Here is a 21149-nt window from a genome sequence, read left to right as displayed (position 1 = left end):
GTTCTTCTCCCAACCGAAGGGAGGGTGCGGATGCAGTGCCGCGGCGCTTCGGCGCATGGATGCGCCGTTGCAGGCGCGGCCTCAGGGCGCGACTCCTTTGCAGGGGTCGGCCTTGCCGGCGATCGCAACCCTGGGCATGCAGGCTGGTCGCCGGCAAGGCCGGCTCCTACATGCGGCGGCCGATGAGCGTGACACGGTGTGGTGCGATGCCTGCTGACGGGAAGTCAAGGAGGAGGCTGCGGCCGCAGGCCGCAGCCGGGGGACATGAGCGGCAGCAGGCATCGCACCGCACCGCCGCGACCATGGCTTCCCGCCGCACCACCCCCGCATGTGCCGCGGGTGCCCGGGGTCGCCTGAGCCTGGGGCGTGCCTACCGCCCCAGTTCGAACACCACCTCCAACTGCACCGAGACACTGCTCTCGCCGGCAGCCACCGGGGTGCTGTCGAATGCTTCGGCCTTGGCCCGGGCCATCATCGGCATCGGCCCCGGCATCGAGCCGCCACCCTCGTTGACGCTGACCACCCGGCGCACGCGCAGGTCCAGCGCCTTGGCGTAGGTTTCCGCGCGCGCCCGGGCCAGCTTCAGGGCTTCGATCCGCGCCTGGTCGTACAGGGGCTCGGGGTCGTCGATGCCGAAACTGGGGCCGTTGATCTGGTTGGCTCCGCTGGCCACCAGCGCGTCGAGCACCTTGCCCATCCCGGCCACGTCACGCAGCTTCAGGCTGAGGGTATTGCTGGCCTGGTACCCGGTGATGCGCGGCGGCTGGTTCTCCTGGTAGTGGTACTGCGGGTGCAGGTTGATGCCGCTGGTCTGGACGTCGCGCTGGGCCACGCCGGCGGCCTTCACCGCCGCCAGGACCTTGTTCATCAGCTCCGCGTTCTGGCGCATGGCGCTGTTGCCGTCGGCGGCCTGGGTGACCACACCGGCCGACAGGGTGGCGATATCCGGGGCGCGGCTGGCTTGCGCCTGGGTGGAGACGGACAGCAGCGTGGCGTCCGTCGGCAGTGCGGCCGGTGCCTGGGCATGGACAACCGCGGGGCTGGACAGGGCCAGGAGGGCGAGCAGGGTGGCGAGGGGCGTGCGCATGGGATTGTTCTCCTTGGGGTACGGTGCGACCGGCACGGGACGCGCGCAGCGTCGGTCTGCAGGGATGAACGCGCGGTGAGCCTGTTGGGGGCCCGGTGGATTGAACCGGATGGGGCCGGCATTCAGCCGGCCGTCGCAGGTTATCCTTTCCCCATGCTTTACCTGGCCTCCAGATCCCCGCGCCGCGCCGAGCTGCTTGAACGCCTCGGCCTTGACTACCGCCTGCTCGACGTCGATGTCCCGGAAATCCGGGCGCCAGGGGAGCGGGCGGCCGACTACGTGCGCCGCGTGGCCCGCGACAAGGCGCGCGCCGGCTGGGCCGCGGTATCGGCCGAGCCTGGCGCGCAGGTGCTGGGCGCCGATACCGAAGTGGTGCTGGACAACGAAGTGTTCGGCAAGCCGATCGACGCGGCCGACGCCGCAGCCATGCTCCGGCGCCTGTCGGGCCGCACCCACACCGTGCTGTCGGCGGTGGTGGTGGTGGAGGCAACCGGCGAGCGCGAGGCCCTGTCGGCGACCGAAGTGCGTTTTGCGCCGCTGGCCGACGCCGCGATCGAGGCCTACGTGGCCACCGGCGAGGCCATGGGCAAGGCCGGCGCCTATGCGATCCAGGGCCGCGCCGAAGCGTTCGTCGAACACCTGGCCGGGAGCTACTCCGGGGTCATGGGCCTGCCCCTGCACCACACCGTGCGGTTGCTGGCGGGCGGTGCCGGCGCCGGGGTGACGGGGTGAGCGCCGTCGTGTCCGAGGAGATCCTGGTCAACGTCACCCCGCGCGAAACCCGCGTGGCCGTGGTCGAAAGCGGCATGCTGCAGGAGCTGCACATCGAGCGTGGCTGGCGCCGGGGCGTGGTCGGCAACATCTACAAGGGCAAGGTGCAACGGGTGATGCCCGGGATGCAGGCGGCATTCGTCGAAGTGGGGCTGGAGCGCGCCGCATTCCTGCACGCCAACGACGTGGTCCGGCCCGCGCCGGTGGCCGCCGGCGTGGCCGAGGACGTCGCGCCGCAGCCGGTGGCCACCCCATCGATCGTGGAATTGCTGCGCGACGGGCAGGAGATCGTGGTCCAGGTGGTCAAGGACCCCATCGGCACCAAGGGTGCGCGCCTGACCACCCAGATCAGCATCCCATCGCGCTACCTGGTGCTGCTGCCGCAATCGCGCAGCGTCGGGGTGTCGGCACGGATCGAGGACGAGGCCGAGCGCCAGCGGCTCAAGGCGCTGGTGTCGGAGCTGGCGGCCAGCCATGGCGGCCACGGCTACATCGTGCGCACCAACGCCGAGGGCCAGCCGGCCGAGGCCCTGGCCGAGGACATCGCCTACCTGTCGCGGGTGTGGAACGTGGTCGAGCGCCGTGGCCGCGAGGCCGCGCCGTGCAGCATCATCTACGAAGACCTGAGCCTGCCGCTGCGCTCGGTGCGCGACCTGATCCGCAAGGACGTGGAGCGGGTGCGGGTGGACTCGCGCGATACCTACGACAAGCTGCAGGCGTTCGTTGCCAAGTACATGCCGGTGCTGGCCGAGAAGCTGGAGCTGTACACCGGCGACCGCCCGATCTTCGACCTGTACGGCGTCGAAGACGAGATCGGGCGCGCCCTGGACAAGCAGGTGCCGTTGAAATCCGGCGGCTACCTGGTCATCGACCAGACCGAGGCGATGACCACCATCGACGTCAACACCGGCTCTTTCCTGGGCCAGCGCAACCTGGAAGAAACGGTGTACCGCACCAACCTGGAGGCCGCGCAGGCGCTGGCGCGGCAGCTTCGCCTGCGCAACCTGGGCGGGATCATCATCATCGATTTCATCGACATGACCGATCCGGAGCATCGTCGCCAGGTGTTGCGCACGCTGGAGAAATCGCTCGCGCGCGACCACGCCAAGACCACGGTGTACGACTTCTCGCCGCTGGGGCTGGTGGAGATGACCCGCAAGCGCACGGTCGAAAGCCTGGAGCACCAGCTGTCTGAAGCCTGTCCGGAGTGTGGCGGCCGCGGCTCGGTCAAGACCACCGAGACGGTGACCTACGAGATCTTCCGCGAAATCACCCGCGCGGTGCGCCAGTTCGAGGCCGCGCGCCTGCTGGTGCTGGCTTCGCCCAAGGTGGTGGTGCGCATCACCGAGGAGGAGTCGGCCGCGGTGGCCGAGCTGGAGGAGTTCCTCGGCAAGAGCATCCGCTTCCAGGCCGACGAGCAGTACCTGCAGGAGCAGTTCGATGTGGTGCTGCTGTAGCGGCGGCATGCGGGGTGGGTGACATGCTGACCACTTCCCCCGGGCGCCGGGTGCCGCGTTGATGCGTCGCCACCTGCGCTGGCTGCGCCGCTGGCTTGCCTACCTGCTGGCCGTGGTCCTGGTCATGGTGGCGCTGGTGATCGGCACGCTCAGCCAGTTGCTGCCGCTGGCCGAGCGGCACCCGCAGCGCATCGCCGCCTGGCTCAGCGACAAGGCCGGGCGCCCGGTCGCATTCGAGCGGCTGCAGACCCAATGGACCCGGCGCGGGCCGCTGCTGCGCCTGGATGGGCTGCACATCGGCGAGGGCGAGCAGGGCGTGCGTGTCGGCCAGGCCGAGGTGCTCGTCTCGCTGTATGCCGGCCTGTTCCCTGGCCGATCCTTCACCGAACTGCGGCTGCGCGGGCCGTCGCTGGCGCTGCAGCGTGCCGATGACGGCCGCTGGTCCATCCGTGGCCTGCCGGCAGCCCAGGCCAGCCAGGTCGATCCGCTCGAATACCTGGAAGGCCTAGGCGAGTTGCAGGTGATCGGCGGCCGTCTGGATGTGGATGCGCCGCAACTGGGCCTGCAGGCGAGCATTCCGCGGATCGACCTGCGCCTGCGGGTGGACGGGGCACGGCTCCAGGCCGGGTTGCGCGGCTGGGTCGGCCCCCGCGGCCAGCCCTTGCGGCTGGCGCTGGAGTTCGACCGCGGCAGCGGCGATGGCCGCGGTTACATCGACCTGGACAGCGACGACCTGGCCGCATGGGCGCCGCTGCTGCGCCACGCCGGTGTGGCGCCGGTCGCCGGCGACGGGCGGATGCAGGGCTGGGTGCTGCTGCAGGGCCACCGCCCGGTGCAGGTCACCAGCCAGTTCCAGTTCCACCGGGTCGTGCTGTCCGGCGCGCCGCTGCCCGGGCGGGCGCGTCCGCAGCATGCCTTCGACGAACTGCGTGGTCGCCTGCGCTGGCGCATGGCTGATGGTGGCTGGCGCCTGGATGCGCCCCTGTTGCGGATGACCGATGCGCGTGGCGCGCAGGTGCTCGATGGGCTGACCGCGGCCGCAGGCCCGCGCTATGCGCTGGCAGCCCGCGACATCGACGCGACGCCACTGTTTGCGCTGGCCGCGCTGGGCGACCGCCTGCCCGCGTCGCAGCGCGCCTGGCTGCTGGATGCCGCCCCACGGTTGCGGGTCTCGAAGCTGGAGCTGGCCGGCGAGCGAGGTGGCGCGCTGCGGGTGTCCGGGCACCTGGACGGGTTGGCCATCGCCGTGGTCGGCGACGCGCCCGGGGTGGCGGGGCTGTCGGGTGCATTCCAGGGCGATGCCCAGGGCTGGCAACTGGCGCTGGACCCGGGCAGCGCACTGGCAGTGGACTGGCCGCGTGGCTTCGGCGTGGTCCACCAGGTGCAGCTTGACGGGCACCTGCTCGGCTGGCGCGAGGGCGCGGGCTGGCGGGTGGGCACGCCGGCGCTGCGCATTCGCGGCGTGGACTACGGCGCCCATGTACGCGGCGGGCTGTGGTTCCAGGCGGACGGCAGCCGGCCGTGGATCGACGTGGCCGCCGAACTGGACGATGCGCCGGTGCCGGCCGCCAAGAAATTCTGGTTGCGGCACTCGATGTCGCAGGCTGCCGTGCAATGGCTGGACATGGCGCTGGAGGACGGCAGCGTGCGTGGCGGCCGCGCGCTGATCTCCGGCGATCTGGACGACTGGCCCTTTACCCGCCGCAACGGCCTGTTCGATGCGCGTGCGCGGATCGAGCGCGGCCGCTTCCGCTTCCAGCAGCAGTGGCCGGCGCTGGACGACACCGCCGCCGAGGTGGCATTCGTCGGCAATGGATTCCAGGTGCAGGGCCGCGGCAAGCTGGGCGGCGTGCCGGTGCGCAGTTTCCATGCCGGCATCGCCGATTACGGCGATGCGCCGCTGCAGGTACGTGCCCAGGCCACCGCCGATGCCGCGCGCCTGCTGGCGCTGCTGCGTCGCAGCCCGCTGCATGCCGAACACGCGCAGACCCTGGACAACCTGGACGCATCGGGCCCGGCACGCGCCAGCTTCGTGCTGAACCTGCCGCTGCACCGGGACGATGCCCCGGCCCGGGTCGAGGGCAGCGTGGAACTGCTGGGTGCCCGTCTTGCCGAGAAGCGCTGGAACCTGGCGTTCGAGGAGGTGCGCGGGCTGGCGCACTACGACAGCGACGGGTTTGCCGCCGCGGCGCTGGACGTGGTCCACGGTGGCCAGCGCGGCGTGCTGGCGCTGCGTGCGGGCAGCCCGCACGTGCGCGATGCGGCGCAGTCGTTCGAAGCCGACCTGCGGGTGCCGATGGCGGCGGCCGACCTGCTCGCGCGCGCGCCGTCGCTGGACTGGCTCAAGCCGTACGTGCGCGGCCGCTCGACCTGGAACCTGATGCTGGCCGTGCCGCGCGCCCGGGCCGGCGCCAGCGCCAGTGCGGACGATACCGTGGCCGGTGAACTGCGCCTGCGCTCCAATCTGGTCGGCACCCGCCTGGACCTTCCCTCACCGCTGCACAAGCCGGCCGCGCAGGCACTGGGTGCGGCGGTGAAGGTGGCCTTGCCGCTGGGCAGCGGCGATATCGACGTGGCCATGGGCCAGCGCCTGGCCATCCGCACCCGCGAGCGCAACGGCGCCACCGGCGTGCAGGTCACCCTGGGCAGCGCGACGGTGGCCGCCGAGCCGCCGGCATCGGGCATCGTCATTGGCGGGCGCACCCACGAACTGGATGCGCTGGAATGGATCGGCCTGGTCAAGGGCAGCGGTGATGGTGGGCTGCCGTTGCGCCAGGTGGACCTGCTGGCCACACGCCTGCACTTGCTCGGGGGTGAATTTGCGCAGGCACGGCTGCGCTTGCGCCCGACCCCCGGGGCGGTGGCGGTGAGCGTCGATGGCCCGGCACTGGCGGGCAGCCTGACCGTGCCGGAGCAGGACGGGTTGCCGGTGCACGGCCATTTCACCCGCTTGCACTGGCAACCGCAGGCAGCCGCGACTGCCGAGGCCGATAACGATACCGGTGCGCCGGCGCAGGCTGGCGTTGCGGCCACGGCCACAGCGGCCGCCGCCATCGCGGCGGCACCCGCAACAGGCACGGACGCCGCTGCCGCGACATCCAGCGCCGCGTCCGCGGCGGCCGCACCTGCCGGTGCACCTGGCGCTGCCGCATCCGGCGTGCCGGCCGGCAGCTTCGACCCGGCCGGCATCCCGCCGCTGGTGCTGGAGATCGACGACCTGCGCTACCGCGGTGCGGAACTTGGACGGGCCACGCTGCGCACCCGCCCGGTGGCCGGAGGCCTGCGCGTGGATGCGCTGCAACTGCGCTCGGACTGGCAGCGCACCGACATCACCGGCCAGTGGCTGGGCCAGGGCGCGGCCGCACGCACCCACCTGCAGATGCGGGTGGAGAGCGAGGACATGGGCCGCCTGGTTGCCGGCCTCGGTTACGCGGACTGGCTGGCGCGCGGCAAGGGCAGCATCGACCTGGACGCGCGCTGGCCCGGATCGCCCGCCGGCTTCCGCCTCGGCGCATTGCAAGGTGCGCTGCACATCGACGTGCGCGACGGGCAGTTGCTGGAGGTGGAGCCGGGTGCCGGGCGCGTGCTCGGCCTGCTCAGCGTGGCCCAGTTGCCGCGGCGGCTGATCCTCGATTTCCGGGATTTCTTCTCCCGTGGTTTTGCCTTCAGCCAGTTGCAGGGCAGCGTGCGTTTCGCCGATGGCGCGGCCCACACCGACGACATGCATATCGAAGGCCCCGCGGCCGACATCCTGATTCGCGGCCATACCGACCTGCGCGCGCAGCGCTTCGACCAGACCATCGACGTGCAGCCCAAGTCCGGCAACCTGCTGGCCGTGGTCGGCGCGGTGGCCGGCGGGCCGGTGGGCGCGGCCGTGGGCGCGGCGGCAAACGCGGTGCTGCGCAAACCGCTGGGCGAGATCGGCGCGCGCACCTATCGGGTCAGCGGGCCATGGAAGGAACCCAGGGTGGATGTGATCACGCGCGACCCGGCGCCGCAGGAGGAGGCGACTGCGCCACCGCCCGCCGCCGAAGACCCTGCAGCGCCCGTGCACGCTGCGCCAGCCGTTCCCGACCAGGCCGCTCCCGACCAGGCCGATGCCGGCGTGCCGCCGCGCGATTGAGATGCCGCGCACGGCACCGCCACTGCATCGCGCCGGCGGATGCGCGCGCTGTGCCTCCACATGAAGGCCGGCTGCAGGTTGCTGTCATGATAGACAGCGCGCCGATACCGCCGCAGCCCTTCCGCCCGAGTCCGCGTTGACGATGACCGCTTCCAGCCTGACCCTTGCCGAATCCCGCCTGCTGCTGCCTGGTGGCCTCGATCCCACCGGCCTGGACCGGGCTTTCAATACCTTGCTGGGGCCGGGCATCGACTTCGGCGACCTGTACTTCCAGCACGCCCGCCGCGAGAGCTGGTCGGTGGAGGACGGCATCGTCAAGGACGGCGCGCACTCCATCGAGCAGGGCGTGGGCGTGCGCGCGATCAGCGGCGAGAAGACCGGCTTCGCCTATTCGGACGACATCAACGCCGATGCCCTGCGCCTGGCCGCCGCCTCGGCGCGCGCGATCGCCCGCGACGGTGGCGCGCAACCGCCGCGGCAACTGGTGCGTACTGGCGGCCACGCCCTGTACCCGGCGCTGGACCCGGTGGACGGCATGGGCAACCAGGACAAGGTCGAGCTGCTGCGCTCGCTGGACCGGTTGCTGCGCGCGGCCGACCCGCGCGTGATCCAGGTGTCGGTGAGCCTGTCGGGCGGCGTGGATACGGTGCTGGTGGCACGCAGCGACGGGGTGCTGGCCGCCGACGTGCGTCCGCTGGTGCGGCTCAACGTGCAGGTGATCGTCGAACACCAGGGCCGCCGCGAGTCCGGCTATGCCGGCGGCGGTGGCCGCTATTCCTACGCGGAGCTGTTTTCCGGTGGCCGCCCGGAGGCGCTGGCGCGCGAGGCGCTGCGCCAGGCGCTGGTGAACCTGGAGGCGATCGACGCGCCCGCCGGCACCATGCCGGTGGTGCTTGGGCCCGGTTGGCCCGGGGTGCTGCTGCACGAGGCGGTCGGCCACGGCCTGGAGGGCGACTTCAACCGCAAGGGCACGTCCACCTACGCCGGGCGCATGGGCCAGCGGGTGGCGGCGCCGGGCGTGACCATCGTCGATGACGGCACCCTGGAGGGCCGCCGCGGCTCGCTCAACATCGACGACGAGGGCATGCCCACGCGCTGCACCACGCTGATCGAGGACGGCGTGCTGGTCGGCTACATGCAGGATTCGCTCAATGCGCGGCTGATGGGCATGGCGCCCACCGGCAATGGCCGCCGCGAGTCGTTCGCCCACCTGGTGATGCCGCGCATGACCAACACCTACATGCTCGCCGGCAACCACGACCCGCAGGAGATGATCGCCTCGGTGAAGAAGGGCCTGTACGCAGTGAACTTCGGTGGTGGCCAGGTCGACATCACCAGCGGCAAGTACGTGTTCTCGGCCACCGAGGCCTACCTGATCGAGGACGGCAGGGTCACCGCGCCGGTCAAGGGCGCGACCCTGATCGGCAACGGGCCGGAGACGATGCAGAAGGTGCGCATGGTCGGCCACGACCTGGCCCTGGACGAGGGCGTGGGCGTGTGCGGCAAGGATGGGCAGAGCGTGCCGGTGGGCGTGGGCCAGCCGTCGCTGCTGATCGACGGGCTGACCGTAGGCGGGACCCGGGCGTGAGGGCCGGCGTGGATGTGCATCGGCCCGCGCGCGGGACGGTGCTGGCCATGCCTGCGCGGGCGACACGCATGCGGCGCAGCAATGCACGGGCGTGCGGGCGCCGTGACTGGTCGGCCATGCGCATGCGGTGCGCGGGTGGCTCAGTCGTCGGTGAGGTCGTCGTCCGGCGTGTCGCCATCGCCGGGCGCAGCATCGGCATCGCTGCCGGCAGCGTGCCCCCCCAGCAGCGTGCGCAGCTCGCGGAACAGTTCGCGCGATGCGCGCGGCGGCTTGTTGCGCTTGCGCTCCTCCAGGCTGCTGCGGACAAGCTGGCGCAGGTGCTGGCGGTTGGCCGCGGGCAGCTCGTCGAGCAGTTCGCCCAGGGCGACATCGCCCTCGGCCAGCAGGCGCTCGCGCCAGGCTTCGATGCGGTGCATCAGGGCGACTTCGCGGCGGGCGGCCACGCCGTCCTCGTCGAGGGCGTCGCGGATGGCGTCGAGCGCTTCATCGTCCTCGCGCCGCATCTGCTTGGCCAGGAAGGCGAGCTGGCGCTTGCGTGCGACGTGGGCGGTGATCTTGCGGGTGTGCTCCAGGTGCGGCAGCAGGTCCTCGGGAATCGGCAGTTTCGACAGCTGGCTCGGGGTGAGGCTGGCCAGTTTTTCGGCAAGCTCAAGCACGCCCAGCGCTTCGCGGCGCTGCTGGCTGCGGCTGGGGGAGAGGAACTCACCGGTGTCTTCGTCGCGTCCGCGCATGGGGCACAGTTCTTTCGGGTGGATGCGATTCTACCTGCAAGGCCAAGGATGGCCGCGTCCCTGCGGGCAACCGTGTCTGCATCGGCGACAGTGCAAGGCAGGAGCGCTGGCTCCGGATGGGGCCGCCGCACCCTGGGGATATGGCCCACCCTTCGGGACGACATCCTGTCTTTACCAAGGCAGGAACGCAGGCTTCGGATGGGGCCGCCGCACCCCGGGGATATGGCCCACCCTTCGGGACGACATCCTGTCTTTACTCAGGGCCGTGGCACATCCATGTGCCACTTGGGCCATATCCCCGGGGTACGGCGTCCTTCGTGGCGTTGGGTTCGCGGCTGGGTTGGAGGCGCTGGTGCAGTCCTGGAGGTTGCATGCGAGTGCCGCCGCGGACCGTGCGCGCCATCGAACAACACACTTTTCCGAGGTGCAACAGGTGAACGACATCGCGCGCAATGACGACAGCCAGCAGCGGCTGGATCGGCTGGCGGAGATCTCCCAGCAGCTGCTGGCCCGCGCCCGCGCGCTGGGCGCGAGCCAGGCCGAGGTGAGCTGCAGCGAGGAGCACGGGCTCAATGTGTCGGTGCGGATGGGCGAGGTGGAAACGGTGGAGGCGTCCAACGACCGCGGCATTGCCGTGACCGTGTACGTCGGCCAGCGCAAGGGCAGCGCCAGCACCGCGGACCTGCACGAGGCAAGCCTGGAGGCGACGGTCGAGCAGGCCTGCGCCATCGCCCGTTACACCGAGGACGACCCGGCCGCGGGCCTGGCCGATGCGGCGCTGATGGCACGGCCGCAGGCGGACGGCCGCTTTCCCGACCTGGATACCTGGCATCCCTGGCGGCTGCACGCCGACGAAGCGATCGACCTGGCTCTGGCCTGCGAGGCCGCCGGGCGCCAGGCCGACGCGCGGATCAGCAATTCCGACGGCGCCTCGTTCGGCAGCGGCGAGAGCCTGTCGGTCTATGCCAACAGCCATGGCTTCATCGGCCGCGAGCGCGAGACCCAGCACTCGCTCGGGGTCGCGCTGATCGCCGGCCAGGGCGAGGGCATGCAGCGCGACGGGTGGTACAGCATCGGCCTTGCCCGCGAGGACCTGGAGGCACCGGCCGCGATCGGCCGCCGCGCCGCCGAGCGCGCCGCTGGCCGGCTGGCGCCGCGCAGCGTGCCCACCGGGCAATACCCGGTGCTGTTTGCCGCCGAGGTCGCGCGCTCGCTGGTCGGCCACCTGCTGGGCGCGGTGTCCGGCGGCGCGCTGTATCGCAAGGCCAGCTTCCTGCTCGACAGCATGGGCACGCAGCTGTTCCCGCAGTGGCTGCGCATCGATGAGCGGCCGCTGCTGCGCCACGGCCTGCGCTCCACCTGGTTCGACGGCGATGGCGTCGCCACCGCGGACAACCCGCTGGTGGTGGACGGGGTGCTGCAGCGCTACGTGCTTGGCAGCTATTCGGCGCGCAGGCTGGGCCTGGAGACCACCGCCAATGCCGGCGGCGTGCACAACCTGCAGCTCTCATCCAATGCCGGCACCCTGGAGGAGATCATGCGCGGCATGGGTCGCGGCCTGCTGGTGACCGAGCTGATGGGGCAGGGGGTCAATGGCGTCACCGGAGACTATTCGCGCGGTGCGGCGGGCTTCTGGATCGAGGACGGTACGGCCGCGTATGCGGTGGATGGGCTGACCATCGCCGGCAACCTGCGCGAGATGTTTGCCCGGATCGAGGCGGTCGGCAGCCAGCCCGACCTGCGCTCGCACGTGCGCACCGGGCCGATTCTGGTAGGTGAAATGACCGTTGCCGGCGCGGATTGAGTATCCTCCCCGGCGGGGAGTGCCGGACGGCGCCGCCACCTTCAACACACTATCGGGGAACAAGATGAGCGAATTCGACAACGTTACCGCACCGCCGCCCGCGCCGGAGGGTGCTGCGCCGCAGGACCAGCGCACCATGGCGCTGCTGGCCCACCTGCTGGGCATCATCACCGGCTTCATCGGCGCGCTGGTCATCTGGTTGGTCAGCAAGGACGACGCCGCCAAGGGGTTCGTCACCGACCAGGCCAAGGAAGCGCTGAACTTCCAGATCACCCTGTTCATCGGCTACGTCGTGGCCTGGGTGCTTTCGTTCATCCTCATCGGCCTGCTGGTGTTCCCGGTGCTGATGATCGCCAACCTGGTCTTCAGCATCCTCGGTGGCATGAAGGCCAACAACGGCGAGGCCTACCGCTACCCGTTCGCGCTCCGCCTGATCAAGTGATCGGGTAGGGCGTCAGCGACACGGATGCACGCGGGGCCCGGGAAACCGGGCCCCGTTTTCGTTGCGGGACTCGCGTCAAGGCCGCCCCTGCACGTCGTGCGGGATGCCAGGGCCGTGCGCCCCGCATATATGTTGTGCTGTTCGCCGGTGACCGCCATGGGAAACCGCCAGCCGACGGCCCGTCAGGCACAGTGGTCTGCATTGTGCTGTTGTAGGAGCCGGTCTCGCCGGCGACCGTCATGGGAAACCGCCTGCCGACGACCCGTCAGGCATGGTGGTCGCCGGCAAGGCCGGCTCCTACCGCACGCCGCCTCAATGCGTGCGGGTGACTGCCAGCCGACCCAGCGCGGCGAGGGTGGCGGCGCGGTCGCCGAGCGGAGCCAGGGCATCATCCATGTCCACCGCCAGTTGCTGCAGGCGCAGCCGCGCGCCGTCCATGCCCAGCAGCGCCGGGTAGGTGGCCTTGGCCTGGGCCGCGTCCTTGCCGGCGGTCTTGCCCAGTTGCTCGGAGCTGCCTTCCACATCCAGCAGGTCGTCGCGCACCTGGAAGGCCAGGCCGAGCGCGGCGGCGAAGCCATCCAGCCGGGCCAGGACCGCGGGATCCGCGGTGGCGGCCAGTGCGCCCATGCGCACCGCCGCGCGGATCAGTGCGCCGGTCTTGAGTGCATGCATGCGCTCAAGCCGCGCCAGGGCGTCGCCGCCGAACATCTGGCGACCTGCTGCGTCCTTGCCGGTGGTCGACAGCGCGGGCGCGCTGGCGGCCGGCTGGCCGCGTGCGCTCCCGGTGGCGTCGATGTCCAGGGCCTGGCCGCCGCACATGCCGGCGGCACCGGCGGCGTCGGCCAGCGCGTGCACCCAGTCGATGCGCAACTGCGCAGGGGCCGGGGCCGCCGCCAGGGCGGTGAAGGCCAGGGTCTGCAGGGCATCGCCGGCCAGGATCGCGGTGGCCTCGTCGAAGGCCACGTGCACGGTGGGGCGGCCGCGGCGCAGGTCGTCATCGTCCATGGCCGGCAGGTCGTCATGCACCAGCGAGTAGGCGTGGACCAGTTCCACCGCCGCCGCCGGCGCGTCCAGCAGGGCCTGGTCCGCGCCCAGCGCGGTGCCGGTGGCATAGACCAGCAGCGGGCGCATGCGCTTGCCACTGCCCAGCGCGGCGTGGCGCATGGCCGCATGCAGGCGCGATGGCGCGGCGGCCGGGTCCGGCAGCAGGCGTTCGAGGGTGGCTTCGGTGCGCGTGGCCCAGCGCCCGAATGCCTCAGGCGCCATCGTCGGCGGCGAAGGGGCGGGCGGTGTCGGGCTGGTCGGGGTCGGCGAGCAGGCGCACGCGCAGCTCGGCATGCTCCAGCGCGCCCTGGCACTGGCGGTACAGGCCGACGCCGCGCTCGTAGGCGGCCAGCGAGTCTTCCAGGGTCATCTCGCCCTGTTCCATCTTCTCGACCAGTTGCTCCAGCTCGTCCAGCGAGTGTTCGAACTGGGCCACCTGGGAGGTGTCGGGGGTGGTGTCCTTGGGCATGTGCGAAGTGTGCGCGGTGCAACCGGGGGGGTCAACGCGCCGCCGCAGCGGTCCCGGGCGGATACCAGGCCAGGTGGAGGTGGTGCGCGCGCAGCCAGCGGGTCATGTCGTCAGCCCAGGCCACGTCGCCGGCGGCCAGCAGGCGGCCATCGTCGCCGCACAGCAACGGCAGGTGGGCACGTCGCCAGGGCGGCACGCCGCGCGCCTGCAGGACATGCTTGAGCGTGTGCGAGTGCCCGCGCCCGGGAAGGACGATGCGTTCGCCACCGCGCCGCGGGTGCACCAGCAGCGGCGACGCGAAGCCGGTGGCGGAAGGCCGGCCCGCGTCGTCGCGCAGGAGCAGGCGGCCACCGTCGGGAAGATCCAGCGCTGCGCGGCCGTCCCAGCGCGCGCTCCATTGCGGCGGCAGCGGTGCACGCAGCACGTCGGCGTGGAGCAGGTCGCGCCAGCGCGTGATCCGCGCGCCTGCCCAGGCCAGGGTGGGGCGGGCGTCGGCGCGGGCTGCGAGCAGCTCGTGCTCGATCCGTTCCACGCCGCGTCCAGGCAGGCGCGGCAGGCCCAGCTGCCGCACCCACAGCCGCAGCAACCGCGCGCGGCGGGTGGCGGGCAGGCTGCGCAGGCCGTCGACGCGCAGGGCATGCGGGTCGTCGCCGCTGTGCAGGCGCAGCAGATGCCGGTCGTCGGCCTCCAGCAAGGCGTCGGCCTGCGCGCACAGGCTGGCGCTGCGTGCCAGTGCCTGGCCGGCATGGGGCCAACGCCCGCCCAGCACCGGCAGCACGTGCAGGCGCAGGTAGTTGCGGTCCGGGTCAGCGCTGGCGTTGCTGGGGTCCTCGACCCACTCCAGCGCGTGCGCATGTGCGTATGCATGCAGGGTTTCGCGCGCGGTCCACAGCAGCGGACGCCAGTGCCATCCGTGGCCCAGGCGGCGCAGTGGACGCATCGCGCCCAGTCCTTCCGGGCCGGACGCACGCAAGGCGCGCAGCAGGAAGGTTTCGGCCTGGTCATCCAGGTGATGCGCGGTGACCAGCACGTCGCCCGGTGCCAGTGCGGCCATCAATGCGGCATAGCGGGCCTGGCGTGCGGCGGCTTCCAGGCCGGCGCCGCTATCGCGGGCGACCTCCACGTGGCGCACGTCCAGCGGAATGCCCAACCGCAGTGCCTGCTGCCGGCAATGCTCCGCCCAGGCGTCGGCCGCAGGCTGCAGCCCGTGATGCACATGCACGGCGCGCACGCGGTGCGCCGCTTCGGCGGCCAGGCGGTGGAGCAGGGCGGTGGAATCCAGGCCGCCGCTGAAGCCGACGACCCAGGCACCTTGCAGGCCCTGCAGGTCCTCCATGGGGAGCGGCAGCGGCGGCAGGTCCGAAGGCATGGCGGCCATGGTACCCGCGCCGGCAGTACCGTTCAGGGCTGTGCCGGCACGGCCGCAGCGCCAGCCGAATGCAGCTGCGCGCACGCGGCCACCGCTGCGCCGGGTGCGTGGCACAGGCGGTCGCCGATCCGCTGCAGGTAGGCGGTCAGCGATGGCGGCGGCGCCTCCAGGCCTGCGGCCAGCCCATGCGCCCGTAGCAATGCATCGCCGGCCGCCGCTGCATCGCCTTCGGCGAGCAGGGCCTCGGCCAGGGTGGCCAGGGTCGAGGGGTGCCGGGAGTGCGGCGAGGTGTAGACCCGGTCGGCCATTGCCGCCGCGCGCGTGGCCGTGGCTGCGGCGCCGGCCGGCTCGCCGGTGGCGACCAGCAGCCGCGCCACGTTGCTCAGCCCGACCACCACTGAGGGATGGTCGCCGCTGAAGACGCGCTCGCGCACCGCCAGCGATTGCCGGTACAGCGCCAGCGCGCCGGCCACGTCCCCCTGGTCTTCGGCCAGCATGCCGCGATTGCCCAGGACGATGGCCAGGTCCGGGCCGCCTTGCGGATGCAGTTGCTCGAACTCGGCCTGGGCCTGCCGGTACAGGGCGTCCGATTGCGCGTACTGCTCGCGTGCGTGCGCCACCTGCGCAAGGTTGGAAAGCAGGTTGGCGTGGTCGGCATCCGGCCCGGCGCGCCGATGCGCCGATTGCCACAGGGCCAGCGCGCGCTCCAGCATCGTGGCGGCCTCTTCGTACCGGTCCTGGGTCATGTAGAGCATGCCGAGATTGCTGACCAGGTAGAGGTGGACGGGATCGTGCTGCAGGCCGGCACGTTCGCTGCGCGCGATGCCGTCGCGGTACAGCGCCTCGGCCTCGCCGATGCGGCCCTGGGCGTGGCGCAGCCCGGCCAGCCCTTCGACGATGCGCAGGGTGCGCACATCGGCAGCGCCGAACATGCGCTGGCTATCGTGCAGCGCACGCTCCAGCTGCGGCGCGGCCTGTTCCAGGCGGAAGCGGCTGAGCATGCTGTAGCCGATGCCGAAGCGCAGTTCGGCGGACAGGTCCGGGCGGTCGGGGAAGTGCTGGTCGATGCGGGCGGCGGCGGCATCGAGGGCCTGGCTCAGGGTCAGTTCGGCGCCGCTTTCGTACGGGTCGGAAGTGGAGAGCACGTCGAGCAGGAATGCATTGACCTGGCGCATGTCCTCCGCCGCGCCTGCGGCCTTGCGTGCCTGCCACGCGGCGCCGGCGGTGGCGGCCAGCACGGCGACCACCGCCAGTGCCCCCAGCGCGGTGCCGGCACGATGGCGGCCGACGAACTTCGTGGTGCGGTACCAGGCCGAATCCGGGTGGGCGAGCACCGGGCGGCCCTGGAGATGGCGATGCAGGTCGTCGGCCAGCTCCTGGGCTGAGCCGTAGCGGCGGTCCAGGTCCTTGTGCATGGCCTTGGCGACGATGCGCTCCAGGTCGCTGCTGAGCCGGGCGCTGCGCCGGCGCCGTTCCGATGCGGCCAGTGGTGCGGCCGATACCGCCTGCCGCAGCGGCCGTGGCTGGGTGTGGCAGATGGTGCGCTCGGCCTCGGCGGGGCTGAGCCCCTCCAGGGCATAGGGGCGCACGCCAGCCAGCAACTGGTACAGGACCACGCCCAGCGAATACACGTCCGAGCGCGTGGTCGCCGGTTGCCTGCGGACCTGCTCCGGGCTGGCGTAGGCCGGGGTCATCGCGGTCAGCGTGGTCAACGCCGGGCCCGCTGCCGCGTCCCCTGCATCGAGCATGCGCGCGATGCCGAAGTCGAGCAGCCTGGGCTCGCCATCGGTGCCGACCAGGATGTTCTCCGGCTTCAGGTCACGGTGCACGATGAGGTGGCGATGGGCTTCCTGCACGCCGTCGCAGACCTTGCAGAACAGGCGCACGCGCGCGGCCACGTCGAGTGCGGCGCGCTCGCAGTACTCGATCAGCGACACGCCCCCTTCCACGTACTCCATCGCCAGCCACGGAATGCCGGAGGCGGTGCTGCCGCCATCGAGGATGCGGGCGATGTTGGGGTGGGTGAGCCGGGCCAGCAGCAGGCGCTCGTTTTCGAAACGGGTAACCAGCTGCGCCAGCAGCGCCGGGTCCGCGCCCGGATGCAGCGGCCGGATCAGCTTGACCGCCACCTGCTGTTCGTAGGCGCGATCCACGCGATGGGCCAGGTGGACCACGCCCATGCCGCCACTGTCGATGCGCGCCGCAAGCTGGAACGGCCCCACCCGCTCGCCGGGCTGCGGGAAGCCGTCGGGAACCGGCATGGCCGGTGGATGTTCGAGGAAGTCGCCGAGGCTGGATTCGGATTCCAGCAGGCGCACGACGCGCCGGCGCAGCCCGTCCGGCATGGACTGCGCATGCAGCCACGCCAGGCGGTCGGGCGCGGGCCGTTCGAGCGCGCGCTCCAGCCACTGCAGGGCCTGCATCTCGGTCGATGGGTTCATGCGCCGTTCCCCGGCCGGCGCGACCGGCCGGCGCAGCGACGCTAGCAGACGGCGGCCGCCCGGCCCAAGTGCCGGCGCGTGCAGGCCGCTGCTAGACTCGATCGGTGAACGGGGAATTCACCACGTGGCTGTCGCGCTGGCGGCAAGGCGACCTGGCCGCGCGCGACCGGCTGGTCGATGCGGTGTACCCGGAGCTGCGCGCGATCGCGCAGCGCCAGCTCGGCAACGAGCGCATCGGGCACACCCTGCAGGCCACCGCGCTGGTCAACGAGGCCTATCTGCGGCTGAGTGGGCTGGACCGGATCGAATGGCGTGACCGGGTGCATTTCGTACACATGGCCGCGCGGGTCATGCGCGAGGTATTGGTGGACCACGCGCGCCGGCGCGCAGCACTCAAGCGCGACGGTGGCGAGCGGGTGTCGTTGACCGCACTGGAACTGGCCGATGGCGCCGGCAGCGTGGACATCACCGCCCTCGACGGCGCGCTCGAAGCGCTGCAGCGGCTGGATCCGGACAAGGCCCGGCTGGTCGAGTTGCGCTATTTCGGCGGGCTCACCATCGAGGAGACGGCCGAGGCGCTGGGCAGTTCGCCGGCCAGCGTGAAGCGGCACTGGCAGGTCGCCCGCACCTGGTTGTTCGAGGCGCTGTCCGGGCCGCATTGAGTGCGCTGGCGGCGGGTGGCCGGTGGCCGGGTGCCTGCGAAGTGAGCCGATTCTGTCGTGTCCTGCGCCTTGGGTCAGGAAGGGGCCATTCGCCCTGCCTGGAGACCGACATGCAAGATGCACGGGGCGTTGCAGCGCTGGATCGACGCGGCACTTCCATCATCCATCCTGGCGGCGGCGCGGCACGGGCAGCGGCCCGCCGCGCCGATCCCCATCGCCGCCATGGCCGGGCCGTGGCCCTCGTGCTGGTTGCGTGGTGGTGCCTCGTCCCGGGCGGAGCCTGGGCACAGGACGGCTTCAGCCGCGGCGCTTCGGGGCCGGCAACGCAATCGCGGCCGTATATTGCCCCGCCGCCACAGGTACAGGCACAGCCGCCGCGGGCCGCCCAGGCCGGCGACAGCGCGGGCGAAGCGCAGGATTTCGGCGTTGCGCCGACCGCGCAGCTGCGTCCGTCCGACCAGCTCGGCGGGCCGACGCCAACCTCCATCCCCGGCGGCAAGGTCATCGCCACCCGGCAGCTGGCGCAGCTGCTGCAGGGCGGGCAGGGCGGGCCCATGCTGCTGCACGCCTACGCCAGCATGGAGCACCTGCCCGGCGCGATCGCGGTGATGCCGGCCGCCCAGGGCGGCACGTTCGAGGACGAGGTGCAGCGCGGCTTCGGCCAGTACCTGCAACAGGCCACCGGCGGCGACACCTCGCGGATGCTGGTGTTCTATTGCGGCGGGCCGCGGTGCTGGGGCTCCTACAACGCCTCGCTGCGGGCGATCCGCCTGGGGTACCGCAACGTGCACTGGTACCGCGGCGGACTGGAAGCCTGGCGCCAGGCCGGCTTGCAGGTGAAGACCGTGCCGGTCCAGCACGGCGCAGCACCGTAGCCGCCGTGCGCCGCCTGCTGAGCCGATCGGCGTGCATTCCACGCCTTGTGTGGGGAAAGGCGATGTCCGTCGCCGGGAGCGCTGGCGTGGAGAACACAGGCATGGGCAAGACGATCTGGATGCTGCCGGCGGCTCTGCTTGCGCTGGCGCTGGTGGCGTGCGGCGGCCGCCCGGGGCAGGACGCCTCCGGTGCTGCGGGCGCGATGGATGCAGGCGACGATGGCGGCGGCATCCTCGGCGCGGCCAGGCAGGCCCTGTCGTCGGTGGACGTGGATACCCTGCGCCTGGAGCCGGCGCAGATCATCGACGATGCCGGCTTCCAGCAGCCGATGGTGGCCACCCGGCTGCTGGTACCTGCGGGCTGGCAAACCAGTGGCGGCATCCGCTGGAACGACGGCGCCGAGTGCTACTCGGGACAGATGCGCGCCGCCTGGGGCGCGGTCGCGCCGGACAACGCCAGCGTGATCGAAGTGCTGCCGGCATTCGCCTGGCAGGTGCAGGGCACGGAAATCCCGACCGACCCGTGTCCGGTGGCGCCATACCGCTCGGCGCGCGAATTCCTCGAGGCCGTGGCCCGGCAGGCGCGCCCGGGCGCGCGCGTGCTCGACTACAGCGATTGGCCGGAACTGGCGCAGGCGACCGAGCAGCGGCTGCAGCAGCAGGGTGATCCGCCGCAGCCCGGCCAGCAGCGCCAGATCGACGCCGGCCGGCTGCTGATCGGCTACCAGGCCGACGGCATGGACATGCGCGAGGTCCTGGCCGCCCCGGTGGTGCTGTCCTCGCTGGGCAACAAGGTGTCCGGCAGCGTCGGCCGGGTCACCACGTACCGTGCGCCCAACGGCCGGCTGGACCTGGACCTGCTGGATCGGGTGGTCGAATCCATCGAGGACGACCCGCAGTGGTTCTCCATGGCCAAGCAGCGGATGATGGCCAACGTCCAGCGCTACTTCACCGCGCAACGCCGCGACATCGATGCCTGGCACGCGCGGCGCATGGCCGAGATCAACGCGCGCGGCGAGGCTGACCGGGCCGCGATCCGCTCGCAGACGATCCGCGACGTGGCCGCCATCCGCAGCCAGACCCACGCCAACACCATGGCCACCAACGACCGCATCCACGCCCGCAGCATCGACGGCATCTACGAGCGCAATGCCTACGTCGGCACCGATGGCGGCACGGTGCACAGCTCGATCCATGGCGGCGCACGGGTGTTCCAGGACAACGACAATCCGCGCAATGCCTGGAGTACCGACGACCCCTACGTGCAGCCGTCCAACGCGACCGAACTTGAGCGGATACGGTGAATCGACGGGTGCGCGCGCGGCTCAGGCCGCGTCGTAGGCCCCATAGCCACGCAGGCGCTGGTAGCGGCGCTGCAACAGGTCCTCCACCGGCAACTGTTCCAGCGTGTCCAGTTCGTTGAGCAGCACCGCCTTGAGCCGGCGCGCCATCTGCCGCGGGTTGCGGTGGGCACCGCCGGTGGGTTCGCGCACCACCTTGTCGACCAGGCCCAGGCCCTTGAGCCGCTTGGCGGTCAGGCCCAGCTGCTCGGCCGCGTCCTTGGCCTTGGCCGCATCCTTCCACAGGATCGAGGCGCAGCCCTCGGGCGAGATCACCGAGTAGGTGCTGTATTCGAGCATCACCGTGCTGTCGCCCACGCCAATGGCCAGCGCACCGCCGGAGCCGCCTTCGCCGATCACCGTGCACACCACCGGCGTGCGCAGCTCGGCCATCTCCAGCAGGTTGCGGGCAATGGCCTCGGACTGGCCGCGCTCCTCGGCATCGATCCCGGGCCAGGCGCCCATGGTGTCGATGAAGGTCAGCAGCGGCAGGCCGAAGCGTTCGGCCATCTTCATCAGGCGCAGTGCCTTGCGGTAGCCCTCCGGCTTGGGCATGCCGAAATTGCGCTTGATCTTTTCCTTGTTGTCGCGGCCCTTCTGGTGGCCGATCACCATCACCGCGCGTCCGTCGATCCTGGCCAGGCCACCGACGATGGCCTTGTCGTCGGCAAACGCACGGTCACCGGCCAGTTCGTGGAACTCGTCGCAGATCACCCGCAGGTAGTCCAGGGTGTAGGGCCGGGCCGGGTGGCGCGAGAGCTGGGAGATCTGCCAGGAGCTGAGGTCGCGGAAGATCTGGGCGGTGCGCCTGCGCAACTTGTCCTGCAGGGCGTGCACCTCGGCGTCCACGTTGACGGCCGGGCCGGTGCTGGCATTGCGCAGTTCCTGGATCTTGGCTTCCAGGTCGGCGATGGGCTGCTCGAAATCGAGGTAATTCGGGTTCATC

The 21149-nt window shown here is 71.6% G+C and carries 16 protein-coding genes; 9 read left to right on the top strand and 7 right to left on the bottom strand.

The annotated features are described in order from the left end of the window. Positions 1-370: 370 nt before the first annotated feature. Complete coding sequence (locus ACEJ41_RS09495; RefSeq protein WP_374012037.1) at positions 371-1087, bottom strand: SIMPL domain-containing protein; 717 nt, start codon at positions 1085-1087, stop codon at positions 371-373. A gap of 153 nt (positions 1088-1240) precedes the next feature. Here ACEJ41_RS09495 and ACEJ41_RS09490 point away from each other — a divergent pair, with 153 nt between their 5' ends. From ACEJ41_RS09490 to tldD, 4 genes are all read left to right on the top strand, one after another. Continuing rightward, a complete protein-coding gene (locus ACEJ41_RS09490) occupies positions 1241-1819 on the top strand; it encodes a nucleoside triphosphate pyrophosphatase (protein ID WP_374012036.1) in 579 nt (192 codons plus the stop codon). A gap of 8 nt (positions 1820-1827) precedes the next feature. After that, positions 1828-3315 carry a ribonuclease G gene (rng, locus tag ACEJ41_RS09485; RefSeq protein ID WP_374014110.1) on the top strand — a complete coding sequence of 496 codons (1488 nt, stop codon included), beginning with the start codon at positions 1828-1830 and terminating at the stop codon, positions 3313-3315. Between the two features lie 61 nt (positions 3316-3376). Next, entirely contained in the window at positions 3377-7438 is a 4062-nt protein-coding gene (locus ACEJ41_RS09480) for a YhdP family protein (RefSeq protein WP_374012035.1), read from the top strand. A gap of 142 nt (positions 7439-7580) precedes the next feature. Further along, positions 7581-9026 (top strand): metalloprotease TldD, encoded by a 1446-nt coding sequence (tldD, locus tag ACEJ41_RS09475; RefSeq protein ID WP_374012034.1) that lies wholly within the window; start codon positions 7581-7583, stop codon positions 9024-9026. 140 nt (positions 9027-9166) lie between these two features. Here the strand turns inward: tldD and yjgA are convergent, their stop codons facing one another. Then, positions 9167-9757, bottom strand: a complete 591-nt coding sequence (yjgA, locus tag ACEJ41_RS09470) for a ribosome biogenesis factor YjgA (protein WP_374012033.1) — start codon at positions 9755-9757, stop codon at positions 9167-9169. Positions 9758-10190: 433 nt separating this feature from the next. Here yjgA and pmbA point away from each other — a divergent pair, with 433 nt between their 5' ends. Further along, entirely contained in the window at positions 10191-11561 is a 1371-nt protein-coding gene (pmbA, locus tag ACEJ41_RS09465) for a metalloprotease PmbA (protein ID WP_374012032.1), read from the top strand. Between the two features lie 64 nt (positions 11562-11625). Beyond that, positions 11626-12003: a DUF4870 domain-containing protein gene (locus ACEJ41_RS09460; protein WP_374012031.1), complete on the top strand. Its 378-nt coding sequence runs from the start codon at positions 11626-11628 to the stop codon at positions 12001-12003. Between the two features lie 312 nt (positions 12004-12315). Here ACEJ41_RS09460 and ACEJ41_RS09455 read toward each other — a convergent pair whose 3' ends face one another. From ACEJ41_RS09455 to ACEJ41_RS09440, 4 genes are all read right to left on the bottom strand, one after another. After that, positions 12316-13269: a polyprenyl synthetase family protein gene (locus tag ACEJ41_RS09455; RefSeq protein WP_374012030.1), complete on the bottom strand. Its 954-nt coding sequence runs from the start codon at positions 13267-13269 to the stop codon at positions 12316-12318. After that, positions 13259-13516: an exodeoxyribonuclease VII small subunit gene (locus ACEJ41_RS09450; protein WP_374012029.1), complete on the bottom strand. Its 258-nt coding sequence runs from the start codon at positions 13514-13516 to the stop codon at positions 13259-13261. Before ACEJ41_RS09450 ends, ACEJ41_RS09455 begins: the two co-directional genes overlap by 11 nt. Before the next feature lie 31 nt (positions 13517-13547). Then, the gene (tilS, locus tag ACEJ41_RS09445; protein WP_374014109.1) at positions 13548-14852 is read right to left on the bottom strand and encodes a tRNA lysidine(34) synthetase TilS; all 1305 of its coding nucleotides are present in this window, start codon (positions 14850-14852) and stop codon (positions 13548-13550) included. Between the two features lie 65 nt (positions 14853-14917). Then, positions 14918-17326 carry a protein kinase gene (locus tag ACEJ41_RS09440; protein ID WP_374012028.1) on the bottom strand — a complete coding sequence of 803 codons (2409 nt, stop codon included), beginning with the start codon at positions 17324-17326 and terminating at the stop codon, positions 14918-14920. Positions 17327-17430: 104 nt separating this feature from the next. On the opposite strand from ACEJ41_RS09440, the gene ACEJ41_RS09435 reads away from it, so the two are divergent. The 3 genes from ACEJ41_RS09435 (at position 17431) to ACEJ41_RS09425 (ending at position 20167) form a co-directional block, all read left to right on the top strand. Continuing rightward, entirely contained in the window at positions 17431-17988 is a 558-nt protein-coding gene (locus tag ACEJ41_RS09435) for a sigma-70 family RNA polymerase sigma factor (RefSeq protein WP_374012027.1), read from the top strand. A 110-nt stretch (positions 17989-18098) separates the two neighbouring features. Beyond that, positions 18099-18863, top strand: coding sequence for a rhodanese-like domain-containing protein (locus tag ACEJ41_RS09430; protein WP_374012026.1), 765 nt, complete (start codon positions 18099-18101; stop codon positions 18861-18863). Positions 18864-18964: 101 nt separating this feature from the next. Next, a complete protein-coding gene (locus ACEJ41_RS09425) occupies positions 18965-20167 on the top strand; it encodes a hypothetical protein (protein WP_374012025.1) in 1203 nt (400 codons plus the stop codon). A 21-nt stretch (positions 20168-20188) separates the two neighbouring features. Here ACEJ41_RS09425 and ACEJ41_RS09420 read toward each other — a convergent pair whose 3' ends face one another. After that, positions 20189-21148: an acetyl-CoA carboxylase carboxyltransferase subunit alpha gene (locus tag ACEJ41_RS09420; protein ID WP_374012024.1), complete on the bottom strand. Its 960-nt coding sequence runs from the start codon at positions 21146-21148 to the stop codon at positions 20189-20191. Position 21149: the final 1 nt, after the last annotated feature.

The organism is Pseudoxanthomonas koreensis (assembly GCF_041890415.1).
Taxonomy (GTDB): domain Bacteria; phylum Pseudomonadota; class Gammaproteobacteria; order Xanthomonadales; family Xanthomonadaceae; genus Pseudoxanthomonas; species Pseudoxanthomonas koreensis_A.
The sequence above is the reverse complement of the archived record's forward strand: the minus strand, read 5'-3'. Positions and strand labels throughout refer to the sequence as shown.

Bases quoted from the DNA above. Each gene is read 5' to 3' on its own strand.
- ACEJ41_RS09495 (WP_374012037.1), bottom strand. From the start codon at position 1,087: ATGCGCACGCCCCTCGCCACCCTGCTCGCCCTCCTGGCCCTGTCCAGC.
- ACEJ41_RS09490 (WP_374012036.1), top strand. From the start codon at position 1,241: ATGCTTTACCTGGCCTCCAGATCCCCGCGCCGCGCCGAGCTGCTTGAA.
- ACEJ41_RS09480 (WP_374012035.1), top strand. From the start codon at position 3,377: ATGCGTCGCCACCTGCGCTGGCTGCGCCGCTGGCTTGCCTACCTGCTG.
- tldD (WP_374012034.1), top strand. From the start codon at position 7,581: ATGACCGCTTCCAGCCTGACCCTTGCCGAATCCCGCCTGCTGCTGCCT.
- yjgA (WP_374012033.1), bottom strand. From the start codon at position 9,757: ATGCGCGGACGCGACGAAGACACCGGTGAGTTCCTCTCCCCCAGCCGC.
- ACEJ41_RS09460 (WP_374012031.1), top strand. From the start codon at position 11,626: ATGAGCGAATTCGACAACGTTACCGCACCGCCGCCCGCGCCGGAGGGT.
- ACEJ41_RS09455 (WP_374012030.1), bottom strand. From the start codon at position 13,269: ATGGCGCCTGAGGCATTCGGGCGCTGGGCCACGCGCACCGAAGCCACC.
- ACEJ41_RS09450 (WP_374012029.1), bottom strand. From the start codon at position 13,516: ATGCCCAAGGACACCACCCCCGACACCTCCCAGGTGGCCCAGTTCGAA.
- tilS (WP_374014109.1), bottom strand. From the start codon at position 14,852: ATGGAGGACCTGCAGGGCCTGCAAGGTGCCTGGGTCGTCGGCTTCAGC.
- ACEJ41_RS09440 (WP_374012028.1), bottom strand. From the start codon at position 17,326: ATGAACCCATCGACCGAGATGCAGGCCCTGCAGTGGCTGGAGCGCGCG.
- ACEJ41_RS09430 (WP_374012026.1), top strand. From the start codon at position 18,099: ATGCAAGATGCACGGGGCGTTGCAGCGCTGGATCGACGCGGCACTTCC.
- ACEJ41_RS09425 (WP_374012025.1), top strand. From the start codon at position 18,965: ATGGGCAAGACGATCTGGATGCTGCCGGCGGCTCTGCTTGCGCTGGCG.
- ACEJ41_RS09420 (WP_374012024.1), bottom strand. From the start codon at position 21,148: ATGAACCCGAATTACCTCGATTTCGAGCAGCCCATCGCCGACCTGGAA.